The sequence below is a fragment of the Chitinophaga skermanii genome (assembly GCF_003259335.1).
In the GTDB taxonomy this organism is placed as follows: Bacteria; Bacteroidota; Bacteroidia; order Chitinophagales; family Chitinophagaceae; genus Chitinophaga; species Chitinophaga skermanii.
The window spans coordinates 109,966-130,351 of the sequence record NZ_QLLL01000002.1 but is presented as its reverse complement, the minus strand read 5'-3'; the positions used below and the strand labels follow the sequence as shown (position 1 = coordinate 130,351).

The 20,386-nt window shown below is 43.2% G+C and carries 17 protein-coding genes; 6 read left to right on the top strand and 11 right to left on the bottom strand.

The genetic code is table 11. From position 1 onward, the window contains the following. The first annotated feature begins 13 nt into the window (after positions 1-13). The gene (locus tag LX64_RS04570; protein WP_111596453.1) at positions 14-1,246 is read left to right on the top strand and encodes a DUF4374 domain-containing protein; all 1,233 of its coding nucleotides are present in this window, start codon (positions 14-16) and stop codon (positions 1,244-1,246) included. 124 nt (positions 1,247-1,370) lie between these two features. After that, entirely contained in the window at positions 1,371-2,513 is a 1,143-nt protein-coding gene (locus tag LX64_RS04565) for a PepSY-associated TM helix domain-containing protein (protein ID WP_111596452.1), read from the top strand. 80 nt (positions 2,514-2,593) lie between these two features. Here the strand turns inward: LX64_RS04565 and LX64_RS04560 are convergent, their stop codons facing one another. From LX64_RS04560 to LX64_RS04510, 11 genes are read right to left on the bottom strand one after another with little or no spacing between them, the layout of a single operon-like run. Beyond that, positions 2,594-3,619 (bottom strand): TerC family protein, encoded by a 1,026-nt coding sequence (locus LX64_RS04560; protein WP_111596451.1) that lies wholly within the window; start codon positions 3,617-3,619, stop codon positions 2,594-2,596. Between the two features lie 9 nt (positions 3,620-3,628). Continuing rightward, a complete protein-coding gene (locus LX64_RS04555) occupies positions 3,629-5,140 on the bottom strand; it encodes a helix-hairpin-helix domain-containing protein (protein ID WP_111596450.1) in 1,512 nt (503 codons plus the stop codon). Positions 5,141-5,143: 3 nt separating this feature from the next. Beyond that, entirely contained in the window at positions 5,144-6,532 is a 1,389-nt protein-coding gene (locus LX64_RS04550; RefSeq protein ID WP_111596449.1) for a PP2C family serine/threonine-protein phosphatase, read from the bottom strand. After that, complete coding sequence (locus LX64_RS04545) at positions 6,532-7,575, bottom strand: TerY-C metal binding domain-containing protein (RefSeq protein WP_111596448.1); 1,044 nt, start codon at positions 7,573-7,575, stop codon at positions 6,532-6,534. The genes LX64_RS04550 and LX64_RS04545 overlap by 1 nt, the downstream gene beginning before the upstream one ends. A gap of 10 nt (positions 7,576-7,585) precedes the next feature. Next, positions 7,586-8,224 carry a vWA domain-containing protein gene (locus LX64_RS04540; RefSeq protein WP_111596447.1) on the bottom strand — a complete coding sequence of 213 codons (639 nt, stop codon included), beginning with the start codon at positions 8,222-8,224 and terminating at the stop codon, positions 7,586-7,588. 3 nt (positions 8,225-8,227) lie between these two features. Next, positions 8,228-8,866 carry a vWA domain-containing protein gene (locus LX64_RS04535; protein ID WP_111596446.1) on the bottom strand — a complete coding sequence of 213 codons (639 nt, stop codon included), beginning with the start codon at positions 8,864-8,866 and terminating at the stop codon, positions 8,228-8,230. A gap of 1 nt (position 8,867) precedes the next feature. Continuing rightward, on the bottom strand, positions 8,868-9,479 hold the full coding sequence (locus tag LX64_RS04530; RefSeq protein ID WP_111596445.1) for a TerD family protein: 612 nt from the start codon (positions 9,477-9,479) through the stop codon (positions 8,868-8,870). Between the two features lie 5 nt (positions 9,480-9,484). Then, the gene (locus LX64_RS04525) at positions 9,485-10,039 is read right to left on the bottom strand and encodes a TerD family protein (protein ID WP_111596444.1); all 555 of its coding nucleotides are present in this window, start codon (positions 10,037-10,039) and stop codon (positions 9,485-9,487) included. Further along, positions 10,024-10,848, bottom strand: a complete 825-nt coding sequence (locus tag LX64_RS04520) for a phosphoribosyltransferase family protein (RefSeq protein WP_111596443.1) — start codon at positions 10,846-10,848, stop codon at positions 10,024-10,026. Before LX64_RS04520 ends, LX64_RS04525 begins: the two co-directional genes overlap by 16 nt. Before the next feature lie 5 nt (positions 10,849-10,853). Next, positions 10,854-11,513, bottom strand: coding sequence for an HAD family hydrolase (locus LX64_RS04515; protein ID WP_111596442.1), 660 nt, complete (start codon positions 11,511-11,513; stop codon positions 10,854-10,856). 3 nt (positions 11,514-11,516) lie between these two features. After that, entirely contained in the window at positions 11,517-12,185 is a 669-nt protein-coding gene (locus tag LX64_RS04510; protein ID WP_111596441.1) for a stress protein, read from the bottom strand. 239 nt (positions 12,186-12,424) lie between these two features. Here LX64_RS04510 and LX64_RS04505 point away from each other — a divergent pair, with 239 nt between their 5' ends. The 4 genes from LX64_RS04505 to LX64_RS04490 all read left to right on the top strand — a co-directional run bounded on the left by LX64_RS04505 (position 12,425) and on the right by LX64_RS04490 (position 20,101). Continuing rightward, positions 12,425-13,939 (top strand): S41 family peptidase, encoded by a 1,515-nt coding sequence (locus tag LX64_RS04505; protein WP_111596440.1) that lies wholly within the window; start codon positions 12,425-12,427, stop codon positions 13,937-13,939. A gap of 139 nt (positions 13,940-14,078) precedes the next feature. After that, positions 14,079-14,459 carry a hypothetical protein gene (locus LX64_RS04500; RefSeq protein WP_148707194.1) on the top strand — a complete coding sequence of 127 codons (381 nt, stop codon included), beginning with the start codon at positions 14,079-14,081 and terminating at the stop codon, positions 14,457-14,459. 107 nt (positions 14,460-14,566) lie between these two features. After that, on the top strand, positions 14,567-18,946 hold the full coding sequence (locus tag LX64_RS04495; protein ID WP_111596438.1) for a CusA/CzcA family heavy metal efflux RND transporter: 4,380 nt from the start codon (positions 14,567-14,569) through the stop codon (positions 18,944-18,946). Positions 18,947-18,949: 3 nt separating this feature from the next. Continuing rightward, positions 18,950-20,101: an efflux RND transporter periplasmic adaptor subunit gene (locus LX64_RS04490; protein ID WP_111596437.1), complete on the top strand. Its 1,152-nt coding sequence runs from the start codon at positions 18,950-18,952 to the stop codon at positions 20,099-20,101. Positions 20,102-20,386: the final 285 nt, after the last annotated feature.

The following is a 20,386-nucleotide window of genomic DNA, read 5'->3' as shown; positions in this document are numbered from 1 at the left end:
TTAAGACTAGATCATGAAATTGAATAGATTTTTCCAACATATCATTATTGCACCGGCCGTATTTTGTGCTGTATTGTTAGCCGGTTGCGAGAAAGAACCCAAACGTTTTACCGAAGAAGAAGGTAGCCGCGATAAGAAATACGGTGCCTTGATGATGCTCGGCAGTTGGCCAAACACTGCTTATTACTTGGTTGAAGTGCCTTCCTTGAAAGAAGGTTCCGTTGGCTTAAATGGTAAAGGTGTGAATGTAACCACCATTTGTAACGACCAAGGCTTTATTCAACGCGATGGTTATTATTATTATTTGAATAGCAATACCGGTCGCTTAGGTAAATACCACATTAACAACGACAAACTTATCACCGATAAAGAAGTGCCGTTCCCACAAATGGCCAGTATTAGCTCGCACGTATGGGTGAATGCTGAAACATTGATCCTAATCGGTACCAACGGTACCAGCGATAAAGTGCTGTACAGCGAAGTAAAAGTGACCGACTTAAGCGTAAGCAACGGTGAATTGAACATCTCTTTACCTGCCGAGAAAGAATACCTCGCCATTGCACCTGGTTTCGTAGAATACCGCGATGGTAAAATCTTTATGGGGTATAGCTATACTGCTAAATGGCCGGCATTGCCATATCCCAAAGTATTGGTATCCGTAATCGATTACCCATCGATGAATATCAGCGCTACGCTGGAAGATAGCCGCTCTTGGGTACCTGGTGCACCTACGCGTTATACACCGTATTCTTTCACCGATGATAGAAATGACATTTATTTCACCACGGTACCAGAAGCAGGCTTCGATTACGATGGTGGTTCTGCCATCTACCGTATTAAAAATGGTACGGCCGAAATCGATCCGAATTATTTCTTCGATTTTTCTGCCGCGTTAAAAGGTCATACTTGCCAAGCTATGTGGTACATCGGTAACGGCGAAGCCATTGCGCGTGTTAGAATTCCTTCCGATAGATCACGTCCCGATTTCTACTACTACTGGGAAAGCTATTTCGTCATCTTCAACGTAAGAAAAGGTGAAATCGTGCGTAAACTCGATTTACCTACCGATATCGGTGAAGTATATGTAAATGCAGTTGTAGTGGAAGATAACAAAGCCTATATCATGTTGAATTCTCCCGATAAAAAAGGACATATGTATGAATACGATCCAATGACAGGCAACCTTACCCAAGGTTTGGCCTTCGACCAGGGGTATGAATATTTATTGCGTATCGACAAATGGTAAGATAAAACAATTGCTTCAGCAGGCAGCATTGCCGCGCGTAAGTATACAACACCAGTATGTTCCCTATTTCGAACGGCTGCAAATTAAAGTATAGAGCGAAAGAACTTGGACGAAATTATTTGAGATGAAGAAACTATTAAAGAAACTGAACGCGTGGTTGCATTTATGGTTAGGATTAGTATCCGGCATTATTGTAGTAATTATGGGTATTACCGGCTGCGTATTAGTGTTTGAACATGAGATCCGCAACGCTACCAACCCGTGGCGACATGCGCCTAATACGGGGAAAGTAGACATGCTGCCACCATCGGCCTTAGCAAAATCCGCTGCCGCAGCAGCAGGTAAACCTGTTACTTCAATATGGTATAAAGGGGAAGACAAAGCCGCTGTAGTATCACTCGAAAAAAGTGATTCCGTAGCCTTTGTAAATCCATATACGGCACAAGTAAATGCAATTGTAGAACGGGAAGATTTCTTTGATTGGGTACTAGATGGACATATCTTTTTGTGGTTACCACATGAAGTGGGCCACCACATCACTGCTTATGGTACATTACTTTTCTTCATTTTATTAGTCACAGGTATCGTACTCTGGTGGCCTAAAAACTTAAAGAAAGCCAACGTCGACAAAAGTTTCAAGATTAAATGGACAGCCAGCTTTAAGCGTGTTAACTATGATTTACACAATGTGCTAGGCTTCTATTCCTTCATCGTAGCAACCATTTTCGCCTTTTCTGCTTTAATGATGTGTTTCGGTTGGTTTTCTTCCAGTGTATACTGGACTGCTTCAGGAGGTGAAAGTGTACCTCCCCGGGTAAGCAGCCATTCCGATACAAGCATTATTCGCACAATTACCAGCATCGATAATGTCGACAAAGCATGGCGTAAAGGCATCAACGAAATTGGCGTCTACAACAAAAAGGAAATTATCGTTGCCTTCCCCGATGAACCCGCTGAAGCACTATACCTTTGCGTAGATATGCATCGCGGTACATGGAGAGATATTTACCTCGATCAACATACTTTAGCACAATTACCCACCTCCGAGAAAACACTCCGTGAACTAAAGTTTGCAGATTTAATTATGCGTGCTAATTACGGCCTTCACGTAGGTTCATTAGCTGGTATGACCACCCAAGTGATTTATTTCCTAGGTAGCCTTATATGTGCTAGTTTGCCCATAACCGGTTTCTTAGTGTGGTGGGGTAAGAAGAAAAAGAAAAAGCCGGTGAAGAAAGCTGTATTGAACAATGTAAGTGCGAACTAATACAGAAGCACCCCCATCGATAAACAAAGCCGCATAGGTCTATGGCCTGTGCGGCTTTTTCTTATTCATTAAACATCCAGCTACACCGCTTCCTTCCTTTCCGGGAACATCAACGATGCCACCACCGAAATTATTAATATACCTACCACAACGCCCAAAGAAACCGGCGAAGATATATGCACCCACGGCGAAATAATCATCTTCAATCCAATAAAGGAAAGAATGATCGACAACCCGTAAGGCAATTTGCTAAACATATGTATGAAGTTCGACAACAAGAAGTACAACGAACGTAAACCCAAAATGGCAAAAATGTTAGAGGTATAGAGAATAAATGGGTCCTTTGAAATAGCAAAGATGGCCGGGATAGAATCCACCGCGAACAATACATCCGTGAATTCAATAACGGCTACTACCACCAATAACGGCGTAGCTACTTTGATACCATTCTTTACAGTGAAAAATTTGCCACCATCGTAGTGGTCGCTTACTTTGTATAACCTGCGTACAAGCTTCGCACCGGCCGAATTACTGAAATCACTTTCTTCTTCCTCGTCGCCTTTGCCCCAAGATTTAACACCGGCATATACAAGGAATATCCCGAATATGGTCAATACCAAGTTAATATTCCAAGCTAAAGGTTTCGCACCCAGCAATTCCAATATGGGGTTCAAGTAAGTAACATTAATCAGCCCCACACCGGCGAATATAAAAATAGCCCGGAATACAAGGGCGCCTAAAATACCCCAAAACAACACACGGTGATGCAACTCCCGCGGTACTTTGAAATAAGAAAATACAAGAATAAATACAAATAGGTTGTCGACCGATAGGGCTTTCTCTATCCAATACGCCGTTTGAAACTGCGTAAACTTTTCTATCGCCACGGTGGAACCGCCACTATCATGACTAAACACCCACAATACAACACCAGAGAATACCATGGCTAAACTAATCCATACCAACGACCAGGTTAATGCCTCTTTTGAGGTCACAACATGACTCTTCTTATGAAAAATCCCCAAATCAAGCAACAACATCACGAAAACTGTTACCGCGAAACCCCAAACAAGCCCGGGGTGCAGTTGTAAAATATTTTGTTCCATTTTTAGTAATTATTGATTCGTAATAGTGATATAAAGTAGCCTGCCACCTTCCTCGTTCGATAATAAAATCTTACCACCACTGTTTAGCTCCACCATAGCATTGTGAGGAATGGTTTGTTGCGTAGTAAGGTCTTTCATACCATCGAGCGAAAGGTTCACAAGCACCCATTTGTTTTGATGAAAAGCGAAGTAGCCCACCGGTTTTTTATCTTCAGCTGTTAAACTTTCATTGCGAATTACCTTCCTCGACACGTGCCATTTAAAAAGGTATTGTTGATGGTACACCATCAAGCGATGTCCTTCAGGTTTCCATACATCATCCTTAAACTTGAAGTATAAATCCACCACGGGTAAAGTGCCTTTATGCGATGTGCCACAGAAGGGGCAAGTAGGCTTGGATGTATTGTCGAATACGTACCATTTCTCTTCGCAAGAAGGGTTATGACAAGGTTGTATAAGGTCTACTGTTTTTAGTAAAGCAGTTTCCCATTCATTAGCAATAGGGCGCTGCATAGGTTGATGTAACCCATCGATGAAAGCACGTCGAAATAGGTCGGATAAATAGGGCCCGGTTGCCGTATAGGGAATTTTACTAGGATTGCCCCAGAAAGTATCCCATTTACGCAATTGATCCGTTTTTACGCGGTTGGTGGCATCGGTAGGATGTTCTACGAACAATGCTTTTTCGCCCATTGCCAGCAGTTCATCTTTCTCCGCATCCGTATCCCAAATCTTCCCGCCCCTTAATGGATGCCGCCTGAGTAAATACATGTAAATAAGCACCGCCAAAGCATGTAAGTCGGTCCTTTGGTTGGGAAGAATACGGTTGGGGTCCGATATTTTAAGGTGCTTCGTACGCAATACTTCTGGCGCAATAAAGTCGGCGGTACCAATTACTTCGGGTGGAAATAAGTTCGGCACAACCAAACCATCAAGGTCGATAATGTTGGCCGATTTGGTAACAGGGTCTACCAATACGTTGTTGTACGATAAATCGCTATGCGCTAATCCCATTTGGTGCATTTTCTTTACACCTCGGCATATACTAATTGCCACTTGGAAATAACTTAGCCAATCGCCTAATTCTGCCCGATCTAGCGACAATGGATATTGTTGATGCCTGAAAGAAGGAGAGGTAAACCATTTGCCTACTTTTTCGCCGCCTTTGATATTATCGTTCGCACCGTACCCTTTGTGAAAGAAAAACCGCTGATCGTATACCGGTACAATCACGCCCGTTTTCCCATCTCGCTCTACCGCATCGTAAGGCCAACGGAAAATATCTTGTAAGTAGTAATCAGCCGCATGACCTTTTTTGATGTTGTCTAAATACAAGGTAACAATGCGCTTGATACGATCTTTTTGGTTGAAGTCTAAGGGCGTTCTAAAGAAGGCAACAACATATTTCCTATCGGGCGAGAAGTACACATCTTTCACACCGCCTTGTTTCGGCGTGCCATTGTCGATGTACTCGTAGCTTTTAGAAGTATCAATAATGGAAGTAACCTTTACTGTTTGCATAGCTTAATAAATTATGGCGAGCGTACGATCGTCGTGGTTGCCTTTGCTCCAGAAGTCTAACCACGATAATAATTGTTGGTCGATACCGTTGGGTTGTAGGAAGTCAACTTTTGCTTGGTCTTCATTCTCACCGGCTAAATCAGCCCAAAACATATCCCAAGCCGCTTTGTCTTCCAGTTTGTTCTCTGTAATGAACTTGGGATCATAAATACCATCGGTCATTAATACAAGCTTGGAGAAATCGCTAAAACGGTGAATGGCAAATCGGCTCACTATTTCGTTCGTGAATATTTCCGGCATGGTAATGAACCTGGTACCTCCACCAAATTCGCCGATGTCGAGTTGGTTTAGGAGTTTTACCTCGTGCGGGTTTTCCGTGATAACATTAATGGGGCAATCGCCCACACCAAACGTTAACACTACGTAACCGTATTCGAATTTTTTAACCAAGGCGAAAATCAACGTCGTATTTAAATCCTTCAGTTGTACCTGTTCTTGCGTAGCAAAATTGCTGAGCGCAGTGTGAAGGCTACGGACAGATTTATAGAGGATGTTAATGATGGCCGACTTGTGCTTCAATGCTTGCTCTTCCGTTGAATGTTCTTCGGTAGGGGTGAAGTATTCCGTACAACGATCCGATAATTCCTTCAACACCCCTTCATCATTAAAACTATCGGCAATAAACGTGGTGGCTATCCTTGAACCCTCCCGTGAAAACTTGGCTGAACCCGCGCCATCTGCTACCGCAATAATCTCCCAACCCAGCAATAACGGCTTTGTATAAAAGTGATCATCCCGGAACGAACCTTCATGCGCATGCGAACGTCCACGTTGAGAAGCTACTACAATGCGTTTGTCGAGAAAAGTACCGGCGTATCGATCACTGTCTTCTTTCGCATACAATGCACTTTTATTACTCGGTTTGTTCAACCACAAGTCTTTCGGATCGGCATTTACAATCAGCGGAATAATTTTGATGTCTTCTGCCTGGTCTTCATCTTGTCCACATGTAAAAACAACCTGCAAGTCTACTGTAATGGCCACCATGGGTACACCGGTTATTTGCGCCGTAACCGGATCAAAAGCCAGCCCTACTTTATCGAGTAACCGAATTTCCCGTATGCGTGTATGCGGAAATGCCGATAAATCGAACTGGAATGAATAGGCTTGCTTGGCTGTGGCATTGGGCAGTATGATGGGTGTGTCTTTGAATGCTTCTGAAACGCTATACATTTGAAAGATATTGATCGCCTGTTTTTTAGCGGCCGTGATCGATTTCGTGAGTTCATTAATTTTCGCATGATGTAAAAGCCGGGATATAGTATTGTCCGAGTATTTACTAGTAGCGATATTGAACTCCGTTAACAGTTGTTGTAAGAATTGTTCTACCATTATCCTAATGTTCTATTTATGTCAAACCTCCTGGATGAAAAACGATAATAGGCTGTTTGCCCGCACCATGGACAAGTGTTTTTCCCGTTGCCACGAATACAATGGTTCTTACCACAGTTGCAAGTAGCCATTGCAAAACGCTGTGCACAATAGGGGCAATCCGTATTTCCCTGGAGTTCGCTGGATGATACTTTGATGGAGGAAGCTGCTTGGCTCGACAGTGCTTCATAACTATCAGCATCAATTTTATAAGCCCCTTGTATTTCATAAACCCTAGTTTGAAAATCGTGTATACCCGGTGACTGCAATGCTTGTCGATATTTAACTAAATACGACTGCTTCGTTTTCGAACATTTACCATGTACTACCACGTACTGATCATCCGGCACTACCTGTTGCTTTGTTAAGTCGATTCTCTCCATTACACCCGGGTCTGCTTTACTAAGATTAATCACCTCCATCCCATGGTTGCTCACATGCTCACTGGTTGCTTTGATCGAAGCCGTCACCCACTTAAAGAATGCACTATAAGCATTTGCATCCGTGTCTTGAAAGCGTAAGAGGTTTTCCGATAGACTGCCTAAAAGCGCGTAATTAGTACGATCACCAATAGAAATAACCACCATGTTCGTTTTTCTTCGATAATGGTTGTTCCACTGCGTAATCGCTTGTTCTGAAGCATCAGTAGGTGTACCATCGGTGAATAAAAACACTAATGGTTTCCAATCACCCTTTTTCTCGAACGTAGTGGTTACGATATCTCGATCAATGGCTTGCATAAGTGTTGTTAAGCCACTCGATAAAGAGGTGCCACTACCTATTGGAATAGTAGGAGGGTAGAAAGTAATCACGTCTTGTAAAGGCGTGATTACTTTGCTTTTGCCGGCAAAGGCAATAATCGATACCCACACTGTTTCTAAGGCATAGGGATCTGTTTTTAACGCGGTCATCACCGTCGATATGCCTTGCTGTACCTGCTCAATGGGTTCTCCCACCATCGATTCAGATACATCTATTAGAAAGTAAACCGGTAATCTTCTCATAATGGCTGTTTTATACAACTAGAATTAATTCACCAGGTGGGGGCGGCAGTACCATGTTTTCCCCGGTGCCTTGGGATTTGCTACCCATTTCAATAGAAGAACTAACCCATTTGAAGAAGGTCGTCAACGTGTTTACATCCGTTGTGTCTAACCTGGCCACTTCAGGCGTTAATTCTTTCAAGAAACTTGTTTCTGCCTTTGGTCCCGCTGCACACCCGACGATCATACCAAAATCAAGTGCTTTGATTTTTGGGATCGCCGCACGGTACAATTGTAAGTCGGATGGTTTGCCGTCGGTGAATAAAAACAACAACGGCTTCCAATCGCCTTTCCTATCAGCAGAACCTTTAACGAGATCCTTTTTTACTAGGTCACAAAGCATTTCTAAAGCCTGCCCCGTATGGGTAGGGCCGCTTTCTGGACATTTAATTTCTACAGGCTGAAAACTGGCCAAGTCTGTTAACGGTATTATGTTTTTCACATCCTTATCGAACGTGATCACGCTGATATGTAACGAATCCATGGCTTGCGGGTCTGCTCGTAGCATACTAATCAATCCATTGAAGCCGTTATTCAATGCTTGTATAGGCTCTCCATGCATGGAACCCGAGGTGTCCAAGAGGAAGTAAGCAAGTAATCTTCTCGTCATGGTTTAAGCTATTATGACTAGTTCCGATGGCGGCGGTGGCAATTGTTCCATGCCTATTACTTCTTTCCCCGATTCTTCTACTTTAGTAGAAGTGGTAGAAATAGAAGCCGTTACCCATTGAAAGAATTTGGAAATACTTTCGGAATCGGCATTGTCTAACCGTACCACCGAGCCGGTAATTTGTTTCAATACCGAATCATCTGCACCATGTCCTGCCGCACAACCTACAATAAGGCCTTTATTGACAGCTTTCAGCTTGTTATACCCTATTTGCCAATCGTCGGTAGGTATACCATCGGTCATGATAAATACCAATGGTTTCCAGTCGCCCTTTTGTTCAGGCGTAGTGCGGGCTACTTCCGTTTGTAGTTTGTCGGCCAATAAACCCAAGGCGGCCCCCATAGCAGTTACGCCGTTGGCTTTTAAATCCACCATTTGGAACGAGGCGAGGTCTGTTAACGGGATCACTTGTGTAGCATCCGTATCGAAGGTGATAATGCTCACAAATGCTGTTTCGATGGCTTGGGGGTTTTGACGAAGGGAATGGATCATCATTTGCACCCCGTTTTTCACGGCTTCAATGGGTTCGCCTGTCATGGAGCCGGAAGTATCTAACAACAGGTATACCGGTAGTCTTCTCATGTTATAAGAATTTTTGTTGAACAGTTCTAATCGTATCTTCTAGTTTGTGATCTTTGGTAGGTTCGCCAATGGCATTAAACTTCCATTCGTTGTTTACCTTGTAAAAGATGCCTAGTACCATAGAAACATGTCCTGCAAAATTGCTGGCTTGTGCGATGTTGTAACTGGCAAACACCGATTGTACATAGGTGGGTGTTCCTTCATATATGCGGATGGAAGCAAAAGGGATGGAGGCAAAATCTTGTCCGCGGAAACTGTTCAGAACAAAGGCGATCTTGTTAACTTTAGCATCGAGCTTAGAGAAGTCTACGGTAATGATTTCATTATCTTTACCATCATCTTCACCCATGTCGCCCGTTAAATCGTCGCCACTGTGTTTTACGGCCCCGTCTTTCGAACGAAGGCGACCGAAGTATACAACATCCATCCTGTTCTGCTGGTCATCGAAAAGAATACAACTGGCATCAAGGTCAACCGCTTCTTGCTTCATTATTCCCAGTAAATTCCTTCGTTGAATAGCTCCCCAGTTAACACCTACACAGATGTTGCTGAGCGTTGTGCCGTTACTTTTTTGTAAGTTGATGCGTTGGCCTTTCTGTAAATCAATCGACATGTTGCTTAGTTGAATTTGTTTAAGTAATCCTGTAAACCACCTTTCATACCGGCGCCTACGGCTTCGAATTTCCATTCGCCATTTCTCTTATAAATTCTACCGAACTCAACAGCCGTTTCAATAGAGAAGTCCTCTTCCAATTCATATTTCAATAACTCCTCGTTCGTATCAGGATTGAAAATGCGGATGAAAGAATTGCGCACTTGTCCAAAATTCTGGTTGCGCCCTGCCGCGTCGTGAATGGTAATTACGATGCAGATTTCACTGGCATGTGCATCAATTTTTGAGAGGTCAACTATAATTTGTTCATCATCACCATCACCGTCTCCCACCAGGTTGTCGCCTGTATGCACTACTGATTCATTCGGCGCTTGGAGGTTGTTGTAGAATACAAAATGTTGATCAGATAAGAGTTTGCTGTTTTCGCCAAGTATAAAAGCAGAAGCATCTAAGTCGAAATCAGTACCTGTAGAGGATGTATTAGCATCCCAGCCAAGACCTACTGTAAACCTGGGCGCTTGTAAGCTTTGTCTTTGCCCTTTGATCAAATTAATTGACATGTTTTTTTGGGTTTTAGTTTTGAAATATTTTCTTGGTAATCGATAACTTGGTGATAGTTGTTGCTAATAGCTAGGTCGAGTAGTTCGTTGCGTTTTTTCCTGCTGATGTTACGCATGACTTCGGTAAAAGCCGCTGTGTCTAACAATAGTATATACTTCACTAAGCGCGTATTAAAGCAAAAGCTGGCGCTATTCATGATGCGGATAATATCGCCGGGCGATTGCACATCGAAATAGTTATAGTAATTCTCTATGCGTGGATGTACATCACTGTTCATTAATTCAGCGAAATACAAGAAGATGAATTGTCCATCAACATTATATTGCGTCAAAATTTTATTCACCGTATGTTCATGACTTCCCGTGATTTTTATATCATCCAAGAAAAGGCACAATTTGCCGGCAATAAATTGCTTGTCTAAATAATACGTGTCGCCGGAAATAAGCCGTACCCGCTGCTCGTAATCCATATTGCCATAATCTTCTACATACGTTTGGTAACGATGTATCTTACTTTCTTTGCAAGCAGGACGCTGGTGTTTAAACAAAAAGCTGTTCAAGTGCTTTTTGAAATAAGCACACAGGAAATTTGAAGCAGTGGGAATAGCACAATACGGGCTGGGTAACAATATAATTTCTTCTTGCGCCAGCACGAGATCGGTATATTGAGCAATAAACCCATCAAATAGTTCCTGTGCGAATTTCTCCGCGTAGCAAGTTTGCCCGAATTTAAAGCGACTATACTCCAGCGGGGAAAAGGACGGGTCGTATGCATGCTCGATTTTGTGAAGACTGTATCTCAGGTTCATATTTGTTAAATTAACAGGGCATTGAATCCAAAATTGATAGCACCATGGTAATCGGCCGTAGGATTGTCGCCAATATGTAATATGGATGACTTGTCGATGGGTCGAATGCTATTGGCATGCTGATAAACAAGATCAAAGGCTTTCCCCGCAGGTTTGGCATAACCTATTTCATCAGAATACAACTGGAAAGAAAGTAGTTCCGACAACTCGTAGTGCGCTAGCACTTGCCTTAACACCGATCCTTTAATAAAGGCAGTATTACTTAGAATGCTAATAGATTTACCTTGTGCCCTTATTGCTTCGAAATGTTGTTGGAGGTTAGTATGCAGTAGTACCGGTTTGTACAACATGAATAACTCATCTGCCTCCGCCTGGAATGTTTGCAGTAGTTGTTGGGTATGCTCGTTCAAGTCGATGTGAAGCGCTTGTAATACTAAACAGTAAATTTGTTCAGCATACATATGTCGCCCCGATACTTCGCTGATTTTATTCGCTAGCACATCGTAATGCCTAACAATAGCGGCTACCTTTTCTAACGGTTCACCAATATTGAAAACGGCTTTGAATAATGCATTTCTCTTTGCTTTGAAAGAAGGGTTGGAGCGGATGAGCGTTAACCACAGGTCGAATGAAAAATGGCTGTGTTTTGAGGTGTCTATTTTCATCGGTTATTTAGCGCCAAAGCCCCATTCTAATCCCCATTTGTAAGCAATGTCGCAGGTGCCATGACCACTATGGAAGGTGACAAGCTTTTTAACGTTGATGGTGTTGTGAGAGAAAAGGATTTCGGCGATAGCGCAGAAGTTGTTGGGACTTGATTGTTTGCCTAATTGTACTTCAATATCGGCCACACCCGGCACGCTTACGGTAACAATACCATTCGTTTCTGCCCAATTAGCTACACCATCATAGATGAAACAATACACCACGATACGCTTCAAATCTTGCATACCTTGAGGATTCACAATAATGTTTTCACCAGAACCTGCAGCAGCGCCGCGATCGTCACCGGTATGCCAAATCCAAGGCACGCCGGTATACCTGCCTTGCCGCGTAAGTTGCTCTTTAGGTCCACCTGTTCCTTTAGCGAATTGCAAACCATCGATGACGCTCTTTTCGCCATTGTTGAGTTCATAGAAGCAACCCAAATCGAGATCAATGTCTGTACTGTCACTACTAAAAAGCCCGCCAAATAAGCCACTCTTTTTAGTAGTACCTTTCGACCAATTGAGGTTAATGTTGATCTCCTGTGTAAGACCACCTGTTTTTTTAGAGAGGTCAATAACGTGGGAATCACCTGTTCTTTCTAAAGTGATTTTTTGTAGATTGATTGCCATAGCTGGTAGTTTTGGTTGCAATGTTTTACACCGGGTAATTGGTTGCGGCGTTATTGCATTTCAAAAGTAATCTTGCTTGTACTGGCAATTTTACGGGAAGCCGTAAGAGGGAGGGGATGGGTGATTTTTTGTAATGATGTGATGTGAAGGTAAATGAACGGTATGGAATTATTCAAGTTGGAAATTTAATGTATGCTTTGTCGCCACTTTATTAACTTCATCCCATATTGCGATGCATCATGAATGTTCATTATCAACACAAAGGTAAACGATACAAATTCAGTCTACTAGCTGTAATGCTCAGTATTTCCCTAAGCCTTCAAGCACAACTACAGCCCAAGCCGCCATTACTCCCCGTCAAAAGCATGCAATCCGACTTGGACATCTTATGGTCAGCTATCCACGATATGCATCCCGCTTTCGGGCTTTACACCGCTGCCGATAGTCTTCGCTATATGTACGAAACAACCCGCGCGCAACTCAATCAACCCATAACGGAAGATGCCTTCATCGCCACTATCTACCCGTTTATCAGTGCCCTAAAATGCGGCCATACACAAATCAAACATTCCAAGCACTATAAACGACCCAGCCAAGCATTACCGAGTTTACCATTCAAAGTACTGGTGCAAAACAACCGGGCATTTATTACGTATCATCAAATCGCCACGGTGCAAACAGGCGACGAAATTATCAGCATCAATAATACCCCCACGAAAGATATTATCAAACATGGAAGTGATCTCTACGCGGCCGATGGTAACAACATTACCTTCAAAGAATTATTCCTCAGCGAATATGATGGTTTCGAAGATGCTTGTAATAAGTATTACCATTGGCAACCACCTTATACCATGGTGGTGAAAACCCCCAAAGGCAATCAGCACACCATCATCGTAGATACCGTACCCGCTAATACCCCGCCAGCCGATCCTATCCCAATCGTCGATAATTACAAAGATTGGCAAGTAGATACCACCACGGGTTACCTGCCACTTCGATTTCAACAAAATGGCAATACTGCCTGGTTCGAAGTACACAGCTATCAATACAACGATACCCTCATCTATGCCAAAGCATTTGAAGAAATCCGTAGAAAAGGGACCAAAAACCTAATTATCGACCTTCGCCATAATACGGGGGGAGATATTAGGATCGCTGCTAAATTGTTAACGTATGTAGCCGATCGTAACTTTCAAATGGTAGGCGACTTATGGGCACGTATCGCCAATCCCGCAAGAACACCGTTCGATCAATACCTCGATCCCGAAAGAACACGCAGCTTCAAACTAAGTTTCATACCTACAGGTCAAGTAAAAGATGGGCATTATAAAATGGACTTTCAACAGGGTTTCACTAACTTATTAGCACAACAACATATAGATCAAACTGATCATTACGGCGGGAATCTCGTTGTATTCATTGACGGTGCTACCTTTTCATCTGGAGCACATACAGCTGCTGCCATTAGGCAATATTGCCCAAGGGCCTTCTTCATTGGGCGTGAAACACATGGAGGCGCAGAGGGTTGCAGCGGTGGTAATATGCAAGTGCTCACTTTGCCTAATACCAAGGTAGCGGTCGACTTTCCCATGTTGCGCGTTGTGTCTGTGTTGCAAAAGCCTGTTTATGGACATGGTGTTATGCCGAATAGGACGGTAAATTATACCCCTTGGGATGTAGTAAGCAATAGGGATGCAGATATTACAGAAGCATTACATGTATTCGCTTCCCAAGCTCGCATCAAGCCCTAATATACGGATGTCATAACTTGCGAGATTACACTTGGAATAGGCAGGAATGCTCAATGTAGTAACACATTCCATATTAACTTTTCCTACCATCCATCCTTTTCATGTTGCATTTTCCACAAACAACCCTATTTTTGCCACCGTGAAAAAGGCCATCTTGCACATATTGTTCTTTATACTCATAGGTGAGGCAACAAACTTTCTACAGTTTGCCAAGCTGCCTAAGCTATATGAACATTTCCAAGATCATACCCGCAGAGATGCCTCTATTACATTCATGGACTTCCTAGGGATGCACTATTGGGGAAACGATTTAGATGATAATGATGATGATAAGGATATGCAACTGCCTTTTAAAAGCCCGCATATTACTGTTGTATCCTTCTTGTTCGTACCACATCTTCAAAAAGAAACCATCCAAAACCCGCGCGTAGGTATTGTTGAAAGAGATTACCCGCTCGAACGCCAGCAGTTCTACTTCAATCCTGCTGCCGATTGCCTCTTCCGTCCTCCAAGGGCATAATTTTTCTTACCTATTTTTTCATGATTGCTGCAGCCAACGCTGCATGAATGGCCGATTGCTTTACTAGCACCGTGGGCCACGATATTGTGTATCCTAGCTAAATATTTATGCTCAATAAGATTATTCAATTCTCAGTTAAAAATAAACTGGCAATTGCTGTGTTTACATTGATTTGGATCGCCTATGGCACCTACCAATTAACACAATTGCCCATTGATGCCGTTCCCGATATTACCAATAACCAAGTACAGGTAATTACAACAGCGCCTTCTTTAGGGGCAGAAGATGTAGAACGCCTCATTACTTTCCCCATTGAACTGGCCGTTAGTAATGTGCCCGGCATTAAAGAAAGTAGAAGCATGTCGCGCTTCGGTTTGTCGCTCGTATCGATCGTTTTCGACGATGAAACAGATATATATTGGGCACGTCAACAAATCACGGAACGCCTCTCGCAAGTAGAGATAAACGAGAATGCCAATATGCCTTCCCTTGCGCCTGTTACAACGGGCCTTGGTGAAATTTATCAATACGTCATTAAGCCCAAGAAAGGCTATCAAAATCGCTATTCTTTAGCCGAATTGCGCTCCGTGCAAGATTGGTTCGTACGTAGGCAACTACTCGGTACACCCGGCGTAGCCGATGTATCTACGTTCGGTGGCGAACTGAAACAATACGAAGTAGTAGTAAACCCCGCGCAGCTAAAAGCGATGAATATTAGCATTAGCGACGTGTTTGCTGCTTTACAAAGAAATAACCAAAACACGGGTGGCGCCTACATCGAAAAAGGACCCACCGTTTTGTATATCCGCAGTGTTGGGTTAACCAAATCCATCAACGATATCAATAAAATCGTTATTAAGAATAATGGTGGTGTGCCTGTATTAATCAGTCACGTTGCTGAAGTACGTTTAGGCTCCGCTATCCGCTACGGCGCCTTAACAATGGCCGGGGAAGGAGAAGTATGTGGTGGTATTGTGATGATGTTGAAAGGAGGGAATTCTTCCGATGTAATCGAAACCGTTAAGCTAAAAATTGCAGAGATTCAAAAAAGCTTGCCGGAAGGGTTGGAAATTGAACCTTTCCTCGATCGTACCAAAATGGTGAGCAATGCCATCGGCACAGTAGAGCATAACTTATTAGAAGGTGCACTCATTGTTATATTTGTATTGGTGATGTTCCTCGGTAATATCCGCGCGGGTTTAATCGTAGCGTCGGTTATTCCTTTATCGATGTTATTCGCTGTAGCGATGATGAACACGTTTGGTGTAAGCGGTAACCTCATGAGCCTGGGTGCATTGGATTTCGGGTTAATTGTAGATGGCGCTGTAATTATCGTGGAGGCTATTTTACATCACCTCTTCTTCTCTAAAAAATATGCCGGTCTATCCAAACTCACCCAGCAAGAGATGGATGAAGAAGTAACTTCTTCTGCCGCCCGTATGATGAACGCCGCCGTATTCGGACAAATCATTATCCTTATCGTATACTTACCCATTCTTTCCCTCACCGGTATCGAAGGGAAGATGTTTAAGCCAATGGCGCAAACCGTGGCGTTCGCCATTCTAGGTGCTTTCATTCTATCGTTAACATACGTACCCATGATTAGCTCGGTAGTGTTAAGTAAGAAGCTCTCTCATAAACCCAATATCTCCGATCGAATCATGACGCGGATAGAGAACGGCTATCACAAAATGCTCACCAAAGCTCTCCGTATCCGCAAATCTTTAGTAGCCATTGCTTTCGCTTTATTCGCCCTTGCTGTATTCGTGTTTACCCGCATGGGTGGCGAATTTATCCCGCAATTGGAAGAAGGTGATTTCGCAGTTGAAACCCGCTTATTGGTAGGTACCAACCTCAGCACAACGATTAAATCTATAGATCTTATCTCCGCTACACTCAAAGAGAAATACCCGGAAGTAGAAAAGGTTGTGTGTCGTATCGGTAGCGCCGAAATTCCTACCGATCCAATGCCCATCGAAGGGGGCGATATGATTATCGTGCTGAAGCCCAAAAGTGAATGGACTAGTGCCGAGTCGTTCCCTGAACTTGCCAGCAAAATGTCGGCCACCGCGCAAGAAGTAATGCCGGGTGTTACCACAGGCTTCCAATATCCTGTACAAATGCGTTTCAACGAGTTAATGACAGGCGCCAAACAAGATGTTGTATGTAAAATCTTCGGGGAAGACCTCGACAAACTCGCTGAATACGCTGCCAAACTAGGCGAAATCTCTAAAACAGTAGAAGGCACTGCCGATTGGTACGTAGAGTCTGTTACCGGTATGCCACAAATTGTAATCGACTATAACCGCGATGAAATCGCTAAATACGGTCTCGACGTAGAAAATATTAATAAAACCATCAATGCCGCATTCGCCGGTGCTGCTGCCGGTAAAATATACGAAGGCGAAAAAAGCTTCGATTTAGTGGTACGGGTAGGAGAAGATGGTAGAAAGAATATTGAAGATGTACGCAACTTACCCATTGCAACAGCAACGGGGCAACAAGTACCATTGTACCAAGTAGCCAACATCGAAGAAATTGAAGGGCCGAACCAAATCCAACGGGAAAATGCTGCCCGCAGAATTATTGTTGGATTCAACGTACGTGGTCGTGATGTGGAATCGATCGTAGAAGAGTTACAACAGAAAGTAACTGCTAAGTTGAAACTCGATCCCGGTTACACCATCACTTACGGTGGTGCTTTCGAAAACTTACAACAAGCAAAACAACGTTTAAGCGTGGCCGTTCCGGTGGCCTTGCTCTTGATTTTCGCGATGCTCTATTTTGCATTCTCTTCTGTAAAAGAAGGATTGTTGATCTACACCGCCATCCCGCTATCGGCTATTGGTGGCGTGTTTGCATTGGCCTTAAGAGATATGCCATTCAGTATATCTGCCGGCGTAGGGTTTATTGCCTTATTTGGTGTGGCCGTGTTGAACGGGATTGTATTGATTTCGGAATTCAACCGGATCAAAAAAGAAGGCCGTATTACGGATACGAAAGAATTAATTATGGTAGGAACTCGCAACAGGCTACGCCCTGTATTAATGACAGCCGCCGTGGCTTCCCTTGGTTTCTTACCAATGGCCATGAGTAACGGCGCCGGTGCCGAAGTACAACGTCCTTTAGCTACCGTGGTAATTGGTGGTTTAATTACGGCTACCTTCCTTACCTTGTTTGTATTGCCGGCTTTGTACTTGTTATTCAATCGCCCACCGAAAAGTAATTCGAAGGCAAGTGCAGCAGCGGTAACAGCGGTATTGTTAGCGATGTTTATGCTGCCGCTATCGAGCCAAGCACAATCCCAACAAGCAGTGCCTACATCGCTGGAACAATCCTTACAAATCGCGCAAAGAAATAACCTCAACATCCAAAGCGCCCGGTTACACCAAGATGCTGCTGCGAAGTTGAAGAAAACAGCATTCGATCCCGGTCATGCCGTATTAAGCGCCGATTTCGGGCATACCAACAGCGTGTACACCGATAATAGGTTTGGCCTCAGTCAAACCATTAGTTTCCCTACTGTGTATGTTAACCAATCGAAAGTATTACAAGCCGATTGGAAAGTAGCGCAAGAGAAAACAAGAATGAGCGAATTGGAGTTACGCACCGAAGTACGTACCGTTTTCTACGAATACGCGGCCATGCTAAAACGTAAAGAGCTATTGCTATACGCCGATAGCCTATACCGTTTATTCGAATCCAAATCGCGCAAGCGTTTCGAAACAGGTGCCGCGAACATATTGGAGAAAACTTCTGCAGAAGCCCAATTACAACAAATAGAAAACCAATACCGGTTATTGCAAAAGGACATGATTCTAACGCTGAACCGCTATAACCAGTTATTACAAGATTCCGTCTTCCACGAACCCGTCATCAACGAAGATAAATTCCCTGGCCAGCTACCGGGCGAAATAGCAACGGCAGATGTGAAGGAATTGCCCATTTACAAACAAGCCGAATTCACCACTGAATCGGCATACAATAACTGGAAACTTGAACGCTCGCGTTTAATGCCGGGGCTTACTTTAGGCTACAATAACCAAAGTATCAAAGGCATACAAAACGTAAACGGGGTAGAGAAGATGTACGGTGGCGCAGATCGCTTTCATTATGTAAGCGCTGGCATCAGCATTCCCATTTTTGCCAAGGCTCAATCGGCCCGCGCAGGTGCAGCAAAGCTTAATTACGAAAGTAGTATCAAGCAAGCTTCCTCGGTGGAGCTACAATTACAAACAGCCCTGAACGATGCCGTACAAGCAGTAACCAAGTACCGCGAAGTATTAGAATATTACGAAGCAAAAGGACTCTCCAATGCAGCACTCATTTCTTCCACGGCGGATGTACAATTCCAAAATGGAGAAATTGATTTTCTACAATGGGTTATGCTCGTCAACCAAGCCATTGGTATTCGAAGCGAGTATATCAATACACTCAATAGCTTCAACCAGGCCGTTATTCAATACAATAAACTCACTAATAATTAAACCATGAAATCGATTATATATAGCAGCGTAGTATTGTTTATGATGACGAGCTGCGGCAATAAAAAAGCCACCAATACGCCGGCTGAAAATACCACGAAGGAAGTAGCCGTAGTAGATGAGCAAATTGTATCGCTTACCGAGCAACAACGCAAGAACGCCGGGGTAGAAGTAGGACTGCCATCTTTCGAGAATATCGATGGCGTTATTACTTTACAAGGTGCGATAGATGTAGCACCCCAAAATACGGCGAACTTAAGTTGCCCGCTAGGTGGTTATATTAAATCGACCAACATGTTGCCCGGTAAAGCCGTGATAAAAGGGGAGGTGTTGGCTGTTATCGAGGATATTCAATTTGTGCAACTGCAACAAGATTACCTCACCGCCAAAACCAATTACGGCGTAGCAGAATTAGAATACAACAGGCAACGGGTGCTCAACGAAAGTAAAGCCACCAGCGATAAAGTATACGAACAAGCCAAGGCAGAAATGGATCGTCAACGCATCTTAATCAGTGCTTTGGCCGAGAAGTTGAAAATGATTGGTATCAATGCCGCTAACTTAACGCCTGCATCTGTTAGAAAAGAGGTAACAGTAGTATCGCCACTCAATGGCTATATTACGCAAGTAAATGTAACTATCGGTAAATATGCATCTCCTACAGATATTCTATTTACCATTGTAGATCCATCCGATAAACACCTTGCATTGAAGGTATTTGAAAAGGATTTGGATAAAATTACGGTTGGTTTACCTGTATCTGCATACACCAATGCCAATCCTACGGAACGTTACAAAGCTAAAATCATCTTAGTCAATAGAACCTTCGATGAAAACAGGATGGCTGAAGTGCATTGCCATTTCGAACAAAACGTTCCAGGATTAGCACCAGGTATGTTTATGAATGGTGAAGTAGCTGTACAAGGTATGAAAGGCATTATAGTGCCGGAAGATGCCATGGTACGCTGGGAAAACAAGTACTATGTGTTTGTAGAAACCAAACCGGAAACCTATAAAATGACCGAAGTAAAACCCGGCATTCAACACGATAAGAAGCAACAAATCGAAGGCCAAGGTATTACTGCCGATACGAAAGTAGTATTGAAGAATGCCTTTGCATTGTTGATGAAAATCAAAAACACGGAAAGCGAAGAATAAAAATACGATAGCGGTTACCCGCTTATCAATAACTGTTAACGATATGCTCGCAAAGAACATACTTTCTATTTAAGTTGATAGACTCCCCCCGGTATTCTTACCGCGGGGGATTTTCTTTTTAAAGATGATTTGAATAAATCGGAATCCTAATTAGTCTTACCCGTACTATTTATATGGCACATTACGTGCAACTATTGGAAATATGAAATTATCATGTTATATTGAGTAACGCGCATGCGTATGTTATCCCGGAATGTGTTATACCCGACGTTATCCCGTTACATC